This window comes from Chitinophaga silvisoli (assembly GCF_003412465.1).
In the GTDB taxonomy this organism is placed as follows: Bacteria; Bacteroidota; Bacteroidia; order Chitinophagales; family Chitinophagaceae; genus Chitinophaga; species Chitinophaga silvisoli.
This window is the reverse complement of record NZ_QTJV01000006.1, coordinates 236,733-255,834: the sequence shown is the minus strand read 5'-3', so window position 1 is coordinate 255,834 and position 19,102 is coordinate 236,733. Positions and strand designations below refer to the sequence as shown.

The window sequence follows — 19,102 nt, the reverse complement described above, 5'->3', positions numbered from 1 at the left end:
CAGGGGAGAATCATTGGTAAAAGATTCACTCATCAATATTTTTAGTCGTTATACAAGGTCAATATTTTAAATTATGCGCAGCTTTTATCTATCATGCTTATGTGCGCTGCTGTCTATCTTATCAGCCAGGGCACAGGAGCTAAAATCACCAGATGGGAATTTTATTTTAGCCTTTAAATTGAACAATGGAGTCCCCGTATACACCTTGCAGTATAAAGGCAAAACAGTCGTCAATGAAAGTAAACTGGGTTTCGAACTCAAAGATCCTGGTTCCTTCAGCAAAGATTTTACAATCAAAGCTACCTCCACCAAAACAGCCGATGAAACCTGGCAAACGGTATGGGGCCAGCAAAAGGAAATCCGTGATCAACACAATGAACTCCTGGTACAACTTACACAGTCCGCTACCGGCAGGGCACTGGATCTTCGCTTCCGTTTGTTTAACGATGGCCTGGGTTTCAGGTATGAATTCCCGATCCAGCCTAATTTACGCCACTTCACAATCGTAAATGAAGTCACTGAATTCAACCTTGCAAAAGATTACAAAGCATTCTGGTTGCCGGGAGACTACGACACAAACGAGTTTGAAACCGTAACATCCAGGATCTCTGAGATCCATTCCCTGATCGATAAGGCCAGGGAACCAATGGCCGCCAATTCTCCAACACCTAACCTGGCGGTACAAACACCTCTCATGCTGAAATCAGACGATGGCCTGTATGTAAATATCCATGAAGCAGCATTGGTAAATTTCCCTGCTATGTGCCTGAATGTAGATGATCAGCATTACGTGTTAAGTGCACACCTGACACCTGATAAATCTGGTAACAGGGGTTATATCCAAACCGGCAGCAATAGCCCCTGGAGAACCATCGTTGTAAGTGATGATGCCCGCCAGATCCTGGCATCCACCCTGATCCTGAACCTGAATGAACCTTGTGCAATTGCTGATCCCAGCTGGATTAAACCTGTGAAATATGTAGGCGTATGGTGGGAGTACTTCACCGGCGGCGGTTCTACCTGGCAGTATACTGACAACCAGGACATCACCATCGGTAAAACCGATTATAAAACCTTAACTCCAAACGGACATCATGGTGCCAACACCACCCATGTAAAAGAGATGATCGACTTTGCAGCTAAGAATGGTTTCGATGCAGTACTGGTAGAAGGATGGAACGAAGGCTGGGAAGATAATACAGCAAACGTAAAAGAACATGTCTACAGCTTTACAAAAGCTTATCCTGACTTTGATGTCGCTGAACTGCACAAATATGCCGCTCAAAAAGGCGTAAAGATCATCATGCACCATGAAACCACTTCTTCCGTGACAAGCTATGAGCGCCAGCTGGACGATGCCTTCAGGTTTATGGTGGACAATGGTTACAATTCAGTGAAGACTGGTTACGTAGGCCCTATACAACCACATAGTGAATATCACGACGGCCAATACATGGTGAACCATTACCTGCATGTTGCACAGACAGCAGCAAAGTACAAGATCATGGTTGACTCCCACGAAGCCGTACGACCTACCGGTTTATGCCGTACCTGGCCTAACTGGTTAGCGCAGGAATCTGCAAGAGGTACTGAGTTTGAGTCCTTCGGTGGCAACAGGCCTGATCATACCTGCGTACTGCCATTTACAAGATTGATGGGTGGACCGATGGATTACACACCTGGTATTTTCGAAGGTAACCTATCTGAATATGGAAAGAGTAAAGCAAAGCTGAGCACCACCCTCGTAAAGCAACTGGCATTGTACGTAACCATGTATAGTCCGCTGCAAATGGCAGCAGATCTGCCACAGAACTATAATAAATTTGCCGATGCATTTCAGTTTATCAAAGATGTAGCGGTAGACTGGGATAATTCTTATATCCTGGAAGCTGAGCCGGGTGATTATATCACCATTGCCAGAAAGGCAAAAGGAAAAGAGGAATGGTATATAGGCGGTATTACCGATGAAAATGCACGCGAAGCAGTGATTAAATTTGATTTCTTACCAGCAGGGAAGAAATACACTGCTACCGTATATGCAGATGATAAAGACATCAGCTGGCAGGTAAATCCACAGAAGTATACTATCAGGAAAATTACAGTAACGAACAAGACAGTGCTGAAGCAAAAGCTGGCACCAAGTGGTGGGGTGGCGATTAGTGTGAAGTCATAAAAACAAAAAGAGGCTGTAGCAAAAGTAAAATTATGGGATTTAATCCGGAACCCTGATGGAGGCGTTTTTATTATTAAATGCTAAATGCCATCACCTTACTTTTGGTACAGCCTCTTTCTTATTATTGAATGCTAAATGCCATCAAATTACTTTTGCTACCACCTCTTGTCCTTAATAATTCTTCGCGGCCCTGAACAATGGCAATGCACATACCGCAATTACCACTCCCGTGCACATCGCCACCGTTCCACCCGTAGCCACCAATCCCAATATCGCAATGCCTGCCCCCACTACAGCAATGGCAGCTGCAATCACCCGCATACCAAACTGATTCTGTGCTTTCGCATCCTGGTTCCCTTGTAGCGTACCAGTTGCCTGCACCAGTGGTTGCAATAAATGCGGGGCTGCTTCCTTGTTAGTTAAACTATAATATACCTCCCAAAGCAATAACACTACAATCGGAATCCCCACTCCCAAAGCCGTCTCCCACACCCGGTCCATCTTTCCTCCGAACAGCTTCAGGCCCAGGCTAATCACCAGCCCGCACAAAGATGCACTGATTACGGACACCGCCGTTTGCCGTTTTGAATACAAGGTCCAGATAACAGGTGCAAACAAGGCACCTCCTGCGATAGAAGCCGTAGCCAATACCATCTCCACAATCCCGCCTATCATCGGCACCATCATCGCAATCCCGATGGTAATCGCTCCAAACAATACTGTAAAGAATCTTGCCGCCTGTACCAGGGATTTCTCTGAAGCATGGCGGTTAATTGCCTTCTTATACACATCATGCGCAAATACTACTGCCATGATATTAATCGTGGTATTCGCCTTACTGGCACTCGCAGAGATCATACCTGACAATACCAATCCTATCAGTCCCGCAGGCAATACCTGCTGACACAACATCATATACGCACCTTCCGGTTGTAAGCCGGTCAGCGATGGATTAATCACCCTGTACAACATAGGGGGCAGCATCCATATAAAGGGACTGACAAAATATAATAAGGTAAACAACCAGGCCACCTTCTTTGAATTCCGTTCATTCGATACACTGGTATATCGTTGCACATAGGCCCAGTTACCCCCTATATACACCGTTTGATACGCCAGGAAGGCAAGAAAGAATCCAAATGAATATTCTGCATTGAAAAAATTAAAGAACCCATCAGGAGCCTTGTTCACAAAAGTATGCATCCCACCTGCCTCCTTCAGCGCCATCGGAATGACAATCATGACTGCCGCTGTCAGGATTACAAACTGCACCACATCCGTCACCAGTACCGCCCATAAGCCCCCCGCCGATGTATATAATACGATAATGCCCCCGATAATTAATATACAGGTATTCAAAGACAGGGGAGTAGCCACACTCACCATTTTGCCCACAGGGTACAACACCGAAGCAGTTGTAAACAAGCCATGCAGCATAATGAGAAAAGTATAGAACTTCTGCGTGCCTTTCCCTAATCGTTTCCCGATATATTCAGCGGCTGTCACCGCCCCTGTACGCTTCCATTTCGCCGCGATAAAAAGGGCTACCAGCATTCCTCCAAATACCATGGTCAATTGAATACCATTGGCCACAAAACCACTCTTGTAAGCAATAGAGCCCCATACCACAAATGTCCCTGCGGAGAAATAACTGATGAATAAAGAAATACTATTGATCCACCAGGGCGTAGCGCCACCGGCTTCAAAAAATGCAGATGAGTTCTTGCTGCCAATACGTGTAAACATCATACCAATGCCAAGCACCAACAAAGCAAACACGCCCATCACGATAAAATCCAGTTGCGCCATTCGAAAAATTTATTTTACTGTATCAACAATACTTTAATTCCATATCCCGCTAATGCCACCTGCATATCATCCACCTTTTTCCCCGTCTCCATATCGCTTACCATCGAGCCGGTATTTACTTTTATCCCTGCCTTCAGCTCCTCCCCAAGATCATTCAGTAATACCACAAATGTCTTTTTATCATTTTTCGCTATTATATACTCTACATTCGGGTTATCACACTCCACCAGTCCCTCCTGGGATACCAGTCGCGCTTCTTCACCATAGATCTTACCCGGTGCAAAACCATATGATTCATGGGGCCCTACCTTCGGTGTCACAAAGCCTCTCGGAAACACAACCTGGTTCCCCGACCTTAACTGTGCTTCGGACAATAAATAATCCGTGATCCATCCCACCTGCCACCATGCATGATGGGGATACGGTCCTGCACCTTTATTCATGGCATTCCAGTAATAAGTCGCCACACTGGTCGCCGAATCCACAAAGGCATCTCTGCCTATGGCGGCTGCCCTGGCCATTTCAATAAAAAGACTGTCTCCGGTCAACTGGAACATTCTCACAAACATGCCGGCATGACTACACAACATAATCGGTCCAGCACCATTCGCAGAACCTATAATACCTCCATGCTCAAAACTTAATCCCGCCTGGGAGATCTGCCAGTCCTCCCGCACAACACCCTTTACTTTTTTTAGCCTGGTATCCGGAACCGGTTGTGTATAGATTGATGTCAGGTACATCCTCGCCGTACGTATGGCCGCTTCCTGGTATTTCTTCTCCTTCGTCAGGTCATACAGGTCCAGCAAGGCCTGTGCCGCCTGCGCCGTAGCAAAATCAGGGGCATACCGTGCATCTCCGCATACCCCGATAAAATGTCCCTTATTCACCGCCTGCGCTATAAACCAATCCGCCCCTTTCATCGCAGCACGCAGGTACTCTTCCTTACGCAAAATCCGGTAAGCCACCAGCAAACCATAAAATGTAGGCCGCAGATCCTGGATGTCTGTAAACAACGGCTGATGCGTATGCCTGTCATACGCCACCTCCCAGCTACCATCCGGTTTCTGCCATTTCATCAGCAGGTCCGCACCCAATGCCAGCCTGCCTTTCAGCGTATCATTCCCGGGCTCGAACAATAGGATATTGCCTATATCCAGCATCACGTAATAGGTCAGACTCACAGGCTCGACAAAATCTCCCCATTCCTCCGTGAATACCTGGCTCCCCGCCAGGTAATACTGCCCCGTTGCCGCTCCCCGGAAGAAACCCGCGGCCGTCTGCTGTTGTGCCAGTTTAAAATTCAATGCATAGGGCAGTACACTATCTTTTAAAAACTGGTCCCCGCTGGTATTCGCCAGCATCCACATCGCCCCGTAATCCGCATTCTTGATCGCATCTCCCTTTGATCCAACCACACCGCCCAAATAAGATTGTCCCCCGATTGTCAGTCCATGAAAATCCTTAATATTCCATAATGAAGTCTTCCTGTCGCACAGGTAATGGTGCATTTTTTCCACCCTGCTGGTAAGTGACTGTTTATTTTTACGCAGAGAAAGGGCATTTTTAAACCCATATACATCGTTTACAGCATGAGTCAGTAAATGATACCATTCGCCTTTTTGAAGGCTGTATCGGTAGCCGTAAGCGATTTTATCACCTGCCTGCTTTAAAGACCCCGGTTCACCCAGTACCGGGTAGTACACCGTAGGCGATATTGCTACCTTCCGGTTCAAATGAGATAGTGCCAGTTGCCATACCTGGTGCGTGTTGTGATCACTTTCCCAGGGATCACGCCCCAGTCCAGGATCCGGTATCACCGCCAGGGAAACCTGGTCTTTCGTTGTAATAACAGGGCAGAAGGAGCTGGCACAGCGTTCCCTGTACAGCACCGGCATCTCTGGTATACCCTGTCCATACGCATAGCTCAGCACCATATTCTTCCCAAACTCATTCCCCTGGAAATAACCGGGCATCACCGCCCAGGCCACATCCTGTTTATTTACCGTCACAACACTGGGACTTGACAATGAATAATACCCCGCTTGTTTACATTGCAATTGCAAGGTTACTTTGATATCCCCGGCATACTGCTGGTCCAGTGTCCAGGTGGCTGTCATTGATGCCAGCGCAGATGTCCAGGTAAACACTACCTCTGTAGGCGATACCTGTTTTGCCTTTGCGGGATAAAAATGAATCGCCTGCCCCGCTGTATTCAGTGCCACCGGGGTCGTAGCCTGTTTCCATGCATTGATCTGGTAATGATAATTTGTATCCGGCCAGGGAAGTCCATTCGCCCGTTGAAAATGGATGCCGGATGTATCCGCCGGTTTATCCGCTGTATATAAAAGGGTATATTCTCCTGAAGGTTGGGCTACAGACTGCTTGTCATAAAGCAGCTCCTTTACTTTCCAGCCCTCTTTTGTTTGCTGCCATTCAATGTGCACTTGCCGGTTGGCTAATGAAACAGTCTGCGCCTGTGCAACTATACTATAAAGCAGACATATAATGAATAGGTTAATCTTTTTCATAAACACGTGGAATACTGAATGCTTAATAAACCCTCACCTCAAACACCGCTGCCGGTGTATGTTCCGATGGATGTGAAAACCGGAATGTCAGACTGCCCGTATGTACGCCTTCCGGAAACTCAATCACATTCCTTGTCTGGTAATTGCCCCGCTTCTCATACACTGCTTTTCCCGCATCGTCATAAATCACATAATCCCTTACACAAAACACCATCACGTTCTCCGGATGCGTCATCAATACAGACTCCATCGGGTGATCGAAATCCGTATCAAAAGATAAGATAAGCTTTTTAATAAGTTTTTTCTCTTCCCAGGCCAGTGTCAATGAAGGTGCATTATCTGCAAGATCCGCCACCCATGCATTCACCTGCGTTGTCGGCCTCGCCACTCCATTCCTGATATTTTCCACTCCAAAACCTGTAAGCGCCTGCCCAAACTCCAATGCAAGATTCTGTCCCCCCGGTCTCCTTTGCGCTACCCAGAACTCAAAGCTATCTATCCCTATGCCATCCGGTGCCGTCTGCCTGCCATAATTAGACACCGCCGGGTTAATTGTATTAAACACTGACAATATCCCCGTGATCCGCTTGAAAGACCTGCTCACCCGCAGCAATGGATTCTTATGCAATAGTACAAACACATACTGGTCTTCTTCAATCACTACATCACTCTCCAGCTGTATTCTATTCTTCCCTGGCGCAATACTAAACTCAAATGCAGCCAGCGTCTTATCCGGTGTATAACTTCCCCTCCTTGAACAAATCCTTATCTCTGCCTGCAGTGTAGTCACCTCGTCACTATACACATTCAGGCTAAACACCGGCAACCTTCCGGCCGGTATCGGCACCAGCTGTGCTACCGCAATATCCAGGGCCTGCGGCTCACTATCTTCTTCCAGTCGTGATAATGACAACTCACTGCTCGCACTGATGCTCGCCGTCTGCACCAGGTCCCCTGCATCCTTAAATGAAACAAATGGAATATACTGTCCGCTACCCGCCAGCCGTTCCTGCAACAAAGGCACATTCACCTCCGCAGGAAAAGCCCCGGTCTCCTTGCATAGCACCGCCGCCATACCGGCCACCTGTGCTACATACGCACTCGTTGCCATCACCCTCGATGAGCCAAACGCTACATGCGATGCGCTGATAATCCTCCCTGCCAAAAACAAATTCTTAATATTCCTGGAGTACAAACATCTATAAGGAATCTGGTACACGCCCTTACTATGCCACTGCGTACATCCCGGCTGTGCAGAGTACACTCCATCCGAAGGATGCAGATCCAGGCTCCAGCCGCCAAATGCCACCGCATCGGCATGCACTCTTTGCTCTATCACATCCTGCTGCTTCAGGATATAATCTCCCTCGAATCTCCTGCTTTCCCGCTTCCCCGGAATCATTCCCACCCATTCCAGGGTCAGGGTTTCCGCCTCGGGAAACTTGCCCGAGTTCTTAATATAGTTCCATACACCATACACTATCTTCCACAGCTCCCATTTTATCTTCTCCGTATCATGCACCGTATCCATCCGCCCGCCAAATTCTATCCACCACAACTTACATCCATACTCCTGTGCATTGAAACTCCTGAACTTCGGAATCTCCGTTATATCCATCAGCGCAAATGAAGGGGGTACAAATCGTACCGGCTTCCCCGTATCTTTAGAATAGAAATACAGTGAATGCCCTAACAACTCACCATAACTCTCCGACGGTGCAAACAATTCATTGAACTCTTCCACCGGCTCCGCACCCATTCTGAATGCCGCACCTGAAAGAAATCCAACCACCCCATCGCCCGATGCATCGCAGAACAGGTGCGCACGTAATTCATACTCTATCTGGTTCTGACTACAAAACGCCCGCAGAGAAGAGATCGTCTCCGCATCCTTTTTTTCTACATGATATACTGCTGTATTCAAGAGCAAAGTAATATTTGGTTCCGCCGTTACCTTATCCAACAGGATCGAATCCAGGATCACAGGATTCCCCTCCGGATTCCGGTATGTATTTTCCACCAGGATCTCATCGACCACACCCCCTTCTCTCGCCCAGCGGTTATTATTCCCCATATGCGAGGTCGCTCCTAAAATCCATAAGCGGATTTCACTACTCGCATTCCCGCCCAGCACACTTCTATCCTGTACCAGTACGACTTTCAATCCTTCCCTGGCAGCTGTCACCGCACAGCAAATGCCTGATAAACCTCCACCCGTGACAATCAACCCGGCCTCCAGTGTTACCAGGGGACAGGAACGTTTTTCTGTGCTTTCTGATCTGATCATTTTATTTAAGAGTTTTTTGCATGATGGTATAGCCGCCCGGTTTGATCAGGGTTACGTTTGCTGTGCCTCCCGCCAGCGGGACATCAATCAGCATGCTCTCCCCGGGATGCAGTGTATTGAGGGTATATGATGTTCCATTACATGTTAACCTGTAACCTTTCATGGTATAAGCAGGGAAATCTTTTCTTGCAGTAATGCGGATCTTTTTATCGACAAGTTCTATCGTAGCAGGGGCAAACTCTTCCTGCCAGGCAATGTACATGCCACGGGGAGACCTGTCCGGCTCTACCAGGCCCCAGGGCCGGTAACCATTCGGATTAGTGCCGGGAAACCGGCTGAAGTAATCATTGAACGTCCACACAGATGCACCTATCAGGTAATCACACTGCCTGAAATCTTCCATCGCTTTCTTCAGATGAGCGATCCTTTCTTCTTCTGATTTCACCGCATCCGTGCGAATGCCAAATTCACTTATATACACAGGTTTATCAGGATAGAGTTGGTGTATATGTTGCAATACCTTTAAATGATTGCCATAAATATTCGCACTCACAAAGTCTACATATTGCGATGCCTCGTCTTCGCCTTTTTTTAACTCTTCACGTCCTAAGAGCATACTGGCAAAGGTAATCAGCCGGGTGTCGTCCAGTGTTTTTACATAAGCACTCATATCACGTACCCAGGATTTACCCTCCTCCGTCTGCGACTGAAATTCATTGCCTACACTATAGGCAATCACACAGGGATGGTTCCAGTCACGCTCCATCATTTCCCGTAACTGTGACTGGTACTTACGCCGCATACCTGTATCATTCATCTGCCTGCCAGTCATCTGCCAGTTGCCCGCCTCTTCAATGATGAGCAGACCATGTTCATCTGCCCAGTCCAGCAAAGCTGTTGATACCGGGTAATGACTGATCCGGGACAACTCCATACCACCACTTTTAATCATCCCCAGGTCTTTCTCCAATACTTCCTGCGGGTCCATAGAACCATAGCCGGGATAATCCAGTGGCCGGTTACATCCACCCATTTTAATAGCTTCGCCATTCAGCAACAATTTCGTTCCACTTAATTCTACCTTGCGGAAACCAATCCGGGATTGAACAGTATCCTTGTTGCATGATACAACAGCCGTATACAGGTTCGGCGCATCCGGCGACCAGAGATTAATCTCTGATGCCGGCACCGTTCCGCTCACCTCTACTATTGTTTCAGCCTTTGCAGCCACCTTCACTTCCCGTGATGAAAATTTATATTTCAGAACATTCACATTGACCTTAACACTGGCCACCGCATTACCACTATTCCGGATCAGGGCCTTTACCCGCACATTTCCATCCGGTGTAGCCACTATTTTTGTATTACTGATATGGATAGCCGGCTTACTGATCAAATGCACGGGTCTTGTGATACCTCCATAATTAATCCATGGAAAAACCTGCCTTTGGGCCGCAGAAGAGTAAGGTGCATATGTTTTAGCACCGGGAATGGTTGTCGTATCCCAGGAATTATCTACCTGTACTGCCAACGTATTTTTTGCCTTCAATAAATCTGTTACATCAAATTCAAAAGGAGTATACCCACCTTCATGCGTACCCACCAACACGCCATTCAACCAAACCTTCGATTTATAAAACACGGCATCAAAGCGCAGATACACATGCTCATCACCAGCTGCAACTTTTTCAAACTGCTTAAAATACCAGGCCGTACCCGTATAGAAAAAGTATCTCGGATCAGTAGAAAAACAATGCGGTACCTGCACCTTATCAAAACTGCCAAAAGCAAAAGATGTATCCTGCCAGTGCTCTTTTTCGCCTACCTTCACCGGGTCTGCCGCAAAGCGCCATTCACTATTCAGACTATTATCCTTTACCCGCTGCCCAAAGAGCAGAACAGGCATACATATCAGTAAACAAATCAGTCTCATGTTTTCTTTTTTTCTTTTAGTACTACCTGTCGCGCCATTACCGCGCCTATCTCATTCAATGCTGCCTGGTTATAATGAATCGCATCCTGCATCCAGTTTTTAGCGGCAAAATCCACAGTTTGCGAATACACAATAAATACGTTTTTCAAACGGGCAGCCACATGCTCCTGTGCTTTCCTGATGTTATCAAAACCTATATCGGAGTGGCCTGTAAAATGCCCTGTCTGAATAATGTAAAATGGCAGCCCTGCACCCAGTTCTTTTCTAAACCTTTCAATCAGTTTTACAAACTGCTCCTCGTATTCTGCCGGGGTCAGTTGTCCTGCATTTACGGCGTTGGCATCCCTTTCGCCCTGGCTCCATAAGATGCCGGATAGGGGCTTTTTACAAAGCTGCATCGCCGCCCTTGCTTTCACCAGCGCACTATCGAACAGCAGTAACCTGCCCGTAGTATCCCAGGTGCCATTTTCTTCCAGCTCCGCTTTATAATGGCAGGAACTCCCGCCCCTGGCTGCTGGCACAATCACCACCTGCTTGCCTGTCAGATCATGATACGCCTTTCCAAATGCCGGCCAGGCACTGCCTGTTTGCGCTTGTTCAAATTTCAAATCAGGGGCACCCACAGGGTCCTTTAAATGTACCAGTGCATTCGCCTTATACCTGTACTCGAATGCAGTCCCGGGCACACATTGTACAGATGCTGCGCTATCTGCCATACCTACCGCATTACTTTGTCCTGCCGCTAAAAAAATCGTTTGCCCCATCGCATTTACAGAAAAGAGCATTGAGAATAAGATCCATTTCATTTCCAATCAGAATTTTGCTCCAATTTAGGATTTGCGTTGATCTCATCCAATGGAATCGGGAAGTAACGGTGCTTTTTCTGTGGTGAACGGGTGGGGAATACATCATTTACCGCTGTCGGTATCACCTGCAAAAACGTATTCGTTCTCGTTAGATCATACCAGCGGTCTCCCTCTCCAAATAATTCCCAGCTGCGCTCCTGTAATACCGAGTCTACAAAATGACCCTTATCGAGTCCGGCAGTTAAATCCGGCAGTCCTGCTCTTGCTCTCACCGTATTGATATATCCATAAGATTCTGCAGAAGGGCCGCTCAGCTGTGCACTGGCTTCCGCCGCTATCAGGTATACGTCCGCCAGTCTGAGAATAGGAATATTAATCGCCCCACTACCACCTACTGAATTTGGATCCATATACTTCTTCAGTAAAACCCCCTTCTTTGTAATAGGCGTAATATCCTTCTGTGCTACGACCTGTCCGAGCTTATTAATGTAATTGGTATCCAGCAATTTCCTTCTCTTGTCGACAGGATTGAATGAATCAAAGAAGGCCTGGTACACAAATGCAGAGCCATAGGAGGTAGCTGCATAGGCGGGGCCATCGCTATTCCTGGGTCCGTACAGGCCAATGATCTGGGTAGAGAAACCCGGTGATGTACTTTCACATTCAAAAGCCCACATGTTCTCCTGTCTTGCTGCATCTTCTTTCGAAACATCGTATACATCCAGCACATTTGCCATCAGGCTATACTTTCCAGCACTCAATACCAGCTTCGCCTCATTCAGTGCTGTAGCCCAGTCCTGTGCATACAAAGCCGTCTTGGCATACAGTGCCATTGCTACTTCCTTGGAAGGGCGGCCTTTCTGTATATCGGCAGAATAAGAGGGGAGTCTGCTGACAGCCTGATCCAGGTCCAGGTAGACTTGTTTGAATGCCTCTGCCTGTGTAGACTTACCTACGATCGCCGTATCCAGGCTTGTACTCGGGGATGTCTTTACAACAATGTCTCCGAAATTCTTTGCCAGTGTCCATAAGTAAAATGCACGCATATAATAAGCCTCCCCCAGGATCACACTCCTGCGTACGGTATCCATATTCGTAGCAGGCACCTTCAGCAGCACCCAATTCGCTTTCTCAATTCCTGAATAACAGGATTGCCAGATCTGTTGGGGAGATTCCGCCTGTCTGCTAAAGCTCTTTTGCGTGGTATAGTTCGGATCATAGCTAAACAAAGTATAGGTATCCCTGCCTACAACCGGCCTTGGATAGATCTGGTCCGCACTGAAATCAGAAGCACCGGTACCGGCAGTGTTGTATAAGTTTACCATCGGTCCGTATACGGCTGTCAGCGCGGCTTCAGCATCAGAAGCTGTCTTGTAAAAGTTGTCCGTAAAGATGGAAGAATAAGGTGTCTCCTCCAGTTTGTTACACGAAGCACACACCAGGAAAAAGAAAATATAGTATTGGATGTTTTTCATAATAGTATTTTTTTAAAGTCCCACCTGTAAACCCACGAGGAATGATCTTGCCATTGGATAAACGAGGTTGTCCACGCCTATCAAAGTATTGGAGCCGCCAAAGGAGTTGACTTCCGGATCATAGCCGCTGTATTTGGTAATGGTGAAGAGGTTATTACTGCTGATGTAGATCCTTGCATTCGTGATATACTTAATGTTTGGCAATCTATATCCCAGTGTAATATTCTTCATCCTGATATAAGAACCGTCTTCAATAAAGCGGTCCGATACCGGCAACCTGCCTCCCTGGAACCCGCTGGCATATTCATTGTTAGGGTTGGTTGGCGACCACCTGTTTACCAGTCCTTCGAGTACATTTCTGCCACCCAATCCATTCTCAAAGGTGTAGCGGCTCAGGTTAAAAACTTTATTGCCTTGTACACCTGAGAGGAAGAAAGAAAGATCGAAATTGCGGTAACTGAAATTAGAAGATAAGCCAAAGATGAAAGAAGGATTCGCATTACCGGTAATAGTCTGGTCATTGCCTGTAATTTGTCCGTCTTTATCCAGGTCCGCAACCTTTACGCCGCCAATCCTGCTACCGCTGCCGGGCAAGACTGTTTCTCCAGTCTGGTAAATCCCATCAAATACATAAGTTTTAAAGATCCCCAGGGGTTGTCCAACACGCAGCACACTATATGGACTCAATACATATTCATTCACACCTCCCTCAAGGCTCAGCAGTTCATTCCTGTTTACAGATACATTTGCATTCATGTTCCATTTGAATTTACCGGTCAGGATCCTGCCATTCAGTGCCAGCTCAATCCCTTTGTTTCGAATGCTGGCAAAGTTGCCCGTGATAGAAGAATAACCGGATGACAAAGGAAGGTTCTTTACAAACAAGAGATCCTTTGTCTTCTTATTGTAGATGTCTGCCGTCACACCCAATCTGTCTTCAAAGAAGCTCATATCAATCCCCAGGTTCGCCTGGGTCGATTTCTCCCAGCGCAGGTCTACGTTCGGTATGCCCGTTGGACTGATGCCTACAGTATAAATATGATTAAACTGGTAATTGCTTCCGGAGCCTTCCAGGGCGAGCGACTGGTAAGGAGAGATGGCACCTGCATTACCTGTACGGCCATAGCTCACTCTCAGTTTCAGGTCACTGAACACGCGGCTGTCTTTCACCCAGGGCTCTTCAATAATCCGCCATGCACCCGCTACAGCCGGGAAGAACCCCCATTTATGATTTTCGCCAAATTTGGAAGCACCATCATAACGGGCCGTTACATCCACGAAATACTTATTGGCATAACCATAATTAATACGACCCATATAAGAATTCAGCGATTCTTTCGAACGGTTACTGCTCACAGTCCTGTTCACGGCCAACTGCACCGCTTCATTGCTCGTGGCATCGTTCGGAAAGCCATTTGCATTAATACTATTGTCATTGTACAAATTGCTCTGGATCGCGTACACCCCGGTGAACTTAATATTATGTTGACCGAAGTCATGGTTGTAAGTCAGGATACTTTCATGGAGCCAGTTGGTCGTATTCACATTCCCTTTAGCCGCCTGGCCGGAGTTGGCATTAACCTCTGCTTTTCCCAGGATGTAAATAGGGGAGTAGTAGTCATTCAGGGTATTCGCCACATCTGCATTGAAGGAGGCACGGTAGGTGAGTCCGCTAACGATCTTTGCCTCACCATATACATTGGCCAGGGTACGGCGGATGGTATTCCGGTTGGTAATCTGTGACAGACCAACAGGATTACTTACCTCCCGATAGCGCCCGTTGAACTGATCCGCGAACGGATACACGGAGCCGTCATCCTTATAAGGCACCAGGGTAGGAGGGGCTCCCAGCGTAGCGCCTACAATACTTTGGGTGACCAGCGGACCATCGATAGAGCTGATCCCCGTGGGAATATTGTTATTAATGGTATAACTCGTCAGCACGCTGGTGCCCACTTTAAAATGGTTACTGATAGTATGATCGAGTGTAGTCCGCAAGGAATAGCGTTTGAAATCCGAAGAAATTATGATACCTTCCTGATTGAAGTAATTGCCGGAGAGGGAGAACTGGGTTTTTTCTGACCCGCCGCTTACGGAAGCCTGGTAGTTCTGCACGTTTGCCTGTCGGTAGATTACATCCTGCCAGTTCGTACCCTGACCCAGAGAAGCCGGATCAGTATAGATCTGTGAATTATAGATATCGTTTTCCAGTTTCGCAAACTCCGTTGCATTGAGCATGTTCAGTGTTTTGGTAATATTCTGAATACCCCTGTACATGTCCAGTTGAACGCGTGTCGCGCCGCTTTTTCCACGTTTGGTGGTGATGAGGACCACCCCGTTCGCACCTCTTGCACCATAGATAGCAGTGCTGGAGGCATCTTTCAGGATTTCGACAGATTCGATATCGTTTGGATTGATTGTAGAGAGGGGACTTACATCGCCAACGCCTCCGCTATTGGAGATCTGGATCCCATCGATGATGTAGAGCGGTTCAGAGCTACCGTTGATAGAGTTAGTACCACGTATACGCACACTGATGTTACCGCCGGGAGCTGCATTGTTCTGCGTAATCTGTACCCCGGGTACCCGTGCAGCCAAACCCTGGGCAACATTGGTGACAGGCGTTTGTGTAATGTCCGCCCCTTTTACAGAAGCGATAGAACCGGTGGAGGCGATCTTTTTTTGTGTACCATAACCGACTACCACCACATCGCCGAGTTTACTGATATCGGCTTTGAGTGTCACGGTGATATTGGACTGGCCGCGGAGGTCAACAGTCGTACTTTCATATCCCTGGAACGTGACAAGGAGTGGCGCATTGGCAGGTACGTCTTTGAGCGTGAACATCCCGGCATTGTTGGTAACAGTTCCTTTGGAAGTACCCTTTACGGCAACAGTAGCACCGGGCAATGCCTGGCCTTTCTCATCCAGCACTTTCCCGTTAATGACGGGTACCAGCGTTTGCGCATGGATACAAAGTGGGACAAGGATAAATAACAACATCGAAAACAAGGGGCTTGTTTTTTTCATAACGAGAGCATCTTTACGTGATTCATAAGTGGTAATGCAATGTTATAGAAGAATCTTAAACAATGAAAGAATTGGGACAAGGGAATCTACCGCAAACGATTCCGGTAGGCATGTTTAAATTTTAAATAATTGGAATGATAAAATGTATCAGGTGCAAGCATGTGCACGCGATAACGAAATCGGGGATCGTAAGGGGAAAACAGCGATATTTTTGTAAGGATTGTAATATCTATTTTACCTTGCCGGATGAAACGACGGTAGACATGAAGCATAAAAAGCACATGACTACAATCGTTGACATTGCAAAGGCATTGAATGTTTCCAAATCTACCGTGTCAAGGGCTTTGCATGAACATGAGGATATCAATCCGCATACCCGGGCAGCGGTATTGAAGATGGCCCGGCAACTGGATTACCAGCCAAACCTGCTGGCCAAAAGTCTTGTCAGGAGCAAGTCGAATACCATCGGTATTATCGTACCTGAGTTTCTGACCTATTTCTTCCCCACCATCATTATGGGCGCGCAGCAGGTGGCTGCGGAGGCGGGGTATAATGTGATCATTTGTCAGTCGCAGGAGTCCTACAAAACAGAAGTGGCCAATGCCAATGTGTTGCTGGCGAACAGGGTGGATGGGGTGCTGATTTCCATGACAAGGGAAACGAAGAAGTTCGATCATTTCAAGGCATTTGAAAAGCATGGAATTCCGGTTGTATTTTTTAACCGGGTCTGCGATGAGATGGATACTTCAAAGGTACTGGTGAATGATTACGAGGGCGCATTGAAGGCGGTGGAGCACCTCATCAAAAACGGTTACCGCAATATTGCACATATAGGTGGACCGCCGGCATTGCTGATCACGCACAATAGACTGAGGGGGTATAAGGATGCCCTGGCGAAGTATAAACTGCCGTTTAAGAAAGAACTGGTGGTGCATTGTAATTTATCGAAGAAGGATGCAATTGCCTGTGCGGAACAGCTGTTGAATTTAAAGCAGCCGCCGGATGCAGTATTTTGTGTGAATGATCCCGTGGCAATCCAGCTGATGCTGCTGGCGAAGAAAAGGAAAATAAAAATCCCGGCTGAATTGGGGATTGTGGGATTTAGTAATGAGCCGAGTGGAGAGGTGATAGAACCGGCCTTGACTACAGTACAGCAACCAGTGGCAGATATCGGGCGCTCGGCAGCCGGGATCCTGCTGGAAGCGATTGCAAAAGGAGAAGCGTATGTGCCGGAAAAGAAATCGCTGAAGACAACATTGATAGTGAGAGAATCATCAATAAAGTAAGTCATGCAGTATGTATTAGCAGTTTTAATGAGTTTCCTGCAGCCGGACAGGAGCCCAAATTACCCGCCGGATAGCCTTCAGCTCCGGCAGCAAATCCTCGCCTTGCAAATAGAAGACCTGGCGATCGATAACATTCACGATGTAGGGGCTGAATATTGCCTTGTCGCGGTTACTATGAGGCCCAATATCAAAATCCAGGTTTGGCTGCCTAAAACAGGCTGGAATGGCCGTTTTTTAGGAACAGGCAATGGAGGCAGCGGAGGAAAAATCATCACCGCTAAACTCGCAGATGGTGTAAAAAAAGGTTTCGCTACTGCCAACACAGACCTCGGTACCTCCGGCGGTGTAGACGAAGCCATCCATCAACCCGATCGCTGGGCCGATTTCGGCTACCGTGCTACCCACCTCATGACGGTGCTGGGCAAGCAAATCGTAACCGCTTATTATGGCAAAGCGCCGCATCACAGTTATTTCGTGGGCTGTAGTACCGGCGGCCAGCAGGCCCTCATGGAAGCGCAGCGCTTTCCTGATGACTACAACGGTATCATAGCCGGTGCACCGGCCAATAACAGAACCCATTTACATGCACAATTACTCTTTAACTACCTGACGGCAAAAGGCATCTTCCCGCCCATCAGCTTTAACAGCCCTGCACAAAAAGCCGCCTTACAAAAAATCCGTAAAGGACCTGTCAATCCCCGTACAGGAGCACAGATCTATTGCGGCGTACCAGCCGGCACGGAGCACTCGGACAAGGGGATCGGGTTCACAGGCAGCGAGGTTTTTCTATATCCTTTCCGCTGGGTGTTCGGTGCTGATTACGACTATAGCAGTTTTGACTTTGATAAAGACCTTGCATTGATAGATTCCCTCTTAGGCCCCGTGCTAAATGCCACAGATCCTGATTTGCGCCCTTTTAAAAAGGCAGGTGGCAAATTGATTATGTATACCGGAAAAGAAGATGGTCTTGTTCCGGCCTGTGATGCCATTGAGTATTACAACAGCGTGAAGGATAAAGAAGATTTCTTTCAATACTATATCATCCCGGGTATGTGTCATTGCGGTGCCGGAGGTATTGAAATCGGGCAAATTGTAAACTGGGTAGAACATGGAATGCACCCCGGTCCCGGTGATGAATAAAATTCGGTAAATTTTTCAGGGGCCACACCGGCACCACGCCAATAGCATGGCGTGGATCTTTAAAAAGTCCGTCGCATTAGCTGTTAATCTTTTGAGGCATAAAACTTTCGCAGCCTTAACAGGGACAAATTTACAACCCACTTTCACTAAAAGACAAGATATCCCTTGCTTAAAATCCAGGCAACGTATTGCGATTGTATGCATAATTGCATATTATTGCGCTTTATTCAGGTCTCAACTCTCTTAATATGCAATTAAGACGGGCACGTTATGCTACGCAATTAATATTTCCTGACTGTGGATTAGAACCACCAGCTGGGTGCCTATCGCACCATATGTCAAAGACCATCCTGGTCTCCACGATGATCACTTAGGCCTATGACTCTTATTCTCCGGTTCCGGCCCATTGCCGGCCATGCCAGTCACCAGTATTTTCATCAACAAATACGGCAGCAAAATCGTCATTACCTTTTCCATCCTTTTAATGGCCCTGATTCTGCCATTTTTAGTGGAGCCGGTTATGCTGCTTTTTCTGTTGCCATTGCGGTGATGCGATTACCTGGAGATGGCCTGGTGGAGGCCGGCCCACATCGCCGGGTGTCTCTATAAATTTTTATTGTCATTGCATTTGT

At 47.3% G+C, this 19,102-nt stretch carries 11 protein-coding genes; 4 read left to right on the top strand and 7 right to left on the bottom strand.

What is annotated here, in order from left to right; translation table 11 throughout:
* Positions 1 to 73 precede the first annotated feature (73 nt).
* Positions 74 to 2,173, top strand: coding sequence for a glycoside hydrolase family 97 protein (locus DXN04_RS16620; RefSeq protein ID WP_116854509.1), 2,100 nt, complete (start codon positions 74 to 76; stop codon positions 2,171 to 2,173).
* Positions 2,174 to 2,344: 171 nt separating this feature from the next.
* Here DXN04_RS16620 and DXN04_RS16615 read toward each other — a convergent pair whose 3' ends face one another.
* Genes DXN04_RS16615 through DXN04_RS16585 form a run of 7 tightly spaced genes read right to left on the bottom strand, consistent with a single transcriptional unit; the run spans position 2,345 to position 16,044 of the window.
* Positions 2,345 to 3,982, bottom strand: a complete 1,638-nt coding sequence (locus DXN04_RS16615; protein ID WP_116854508.1) for a sodium:solute symporter family protein — start codon at positions 3,980 to 3,982, stop codon at positions 2,345 to 2,347.
* 14 nt (positions 3,983 to 3,996) lie between these two features.
* Positions 3,997 to 6,513 (bottom strand): glycerophosphoryl diester phosphodiesterase, encoded by a 2,517-nt coding sequence (locus DXN04_RS16610; RefSeq protein WP_116854507.1) that lies wholly within the window; start codon positions 6,511 to 6,513, stop codon positions 3,997 to 3,999.
* Between the two features lie 22 nt (positions 6,514 to 6,535).
* Positions 6,536 to 8,800, bottom strand: coding sequence for an FAD-dependent oxidoreductase (locus DXN04_RS16605; protein WP_116854506.1), 2,265 nt, complete (start codon positions 8,798 to 8,800; stop codon positions 6,536 to 6,538).
* Position 8,801: 1 nt separating this feature from the next.
* Complete coding sequence (locus tag DXN04_RS16600; protein ID WP_199415068.1) at positions 8,802 to 10,733, bottom strand: glycoside hydrolase family 2 protein; 1,932 nt, start codon at positions 10,731 to 10,733, stop codon at positions 8,802 to 8,804.
* Complete coding sequence (locus tag DXN04_RS16595) at positions 10,730 to 11,539, bottom strand: sialate O-acetylesterase (protein ID WP_116854504.1); 810 nt, start codon at positions 11,537 to 11,539, stop codon at positions 10,730 to 10,732. The genes DXN04_RS16600 and DXN04_RS16595 overlap by 4 nt, the downstream gene beginning before the upstream one ends.
* Positions 11,536 to 13,014, bottom strand: a complete 1,479-nt coding sequence (locus tag DXN04_RS16590; protein ID WP_116854503.1) for a RagB/SusD family nutrient uptake outer membrane protein — start codon at positions 13,012 to 13,014, stop codon at positions 11,536 to 11,538. The genes DXN04_RS16595 and DXN04_RS16590 overlap by 4 nt, the downstream gene beginning before the upstream one ends.
* 12 nt (positions 13,015 to 13,026) lie before the next feature.
* Positions 13,027 to 16,044, bottom strand: a complete 3,018-nt coding sequence (locus DXN04_RS16585; protein ID WP_116854502.1) for a SusC/RagA family TonB-linked outer membrane protein — start codon at positions 16,042 to 16,044, stop codon at positions 13,027 to 13,029.
* Between the two features lie 134 nt (positions 16,045 to 16,178).
* Between DXN04_RS16585 and DXN04_RS16580 the strand changes: the two genes are divergently transcribed.
* The 3 genes from DXN04_RS16580 to DXN04_RS34570 all read left to right on the top strand — a co-directional run bounded on the left by DXN04_RS16580 (position 16,179) and on the right by DXN04_RS34570 (position 19,079).
* The gene (locus DXN04_RS16580) at positions 16,179 to 17,330 is read left to right on the top strand and encodes a LacI family DNA-binding transcriptional regulator (protein WP_116854501.1); all 1,152 of its coding nucleotides are present in this window, start codon (positions 16,179 to 16,181) and stop codon (positions 17,328 to 17,330) included.
* 3 nt (positions 17,331 to 17,333) lie between these two features.
* On the top strand, positions 17,334 to 18,470 hold the full coding sequence (locus tag DXN04_RS16575) for a tannase/feruloyl esterase family alpha/beta hydrolase (RefSeq protein WP_116854500.1): 1,137 nt from the start codon (positions 17,334 to 17,336) through the stop codon (positions 18,468 to 18,470).
* A gap of 378 nt (positions 18,471 to 18,848) precedes the next feature.
* Complete coding sequence (locus DXN04_RS34570) at positions 18,849 to 19,079, top strand: MFS transporter (protein ID WP_147319961.1); 231 nt, start codon at positions 18,849 to 18,851, stop codon at positions 19,077 to 19,079.
* Positions 19,080 to 19,102: the final 23 nt, after the last annotated feature.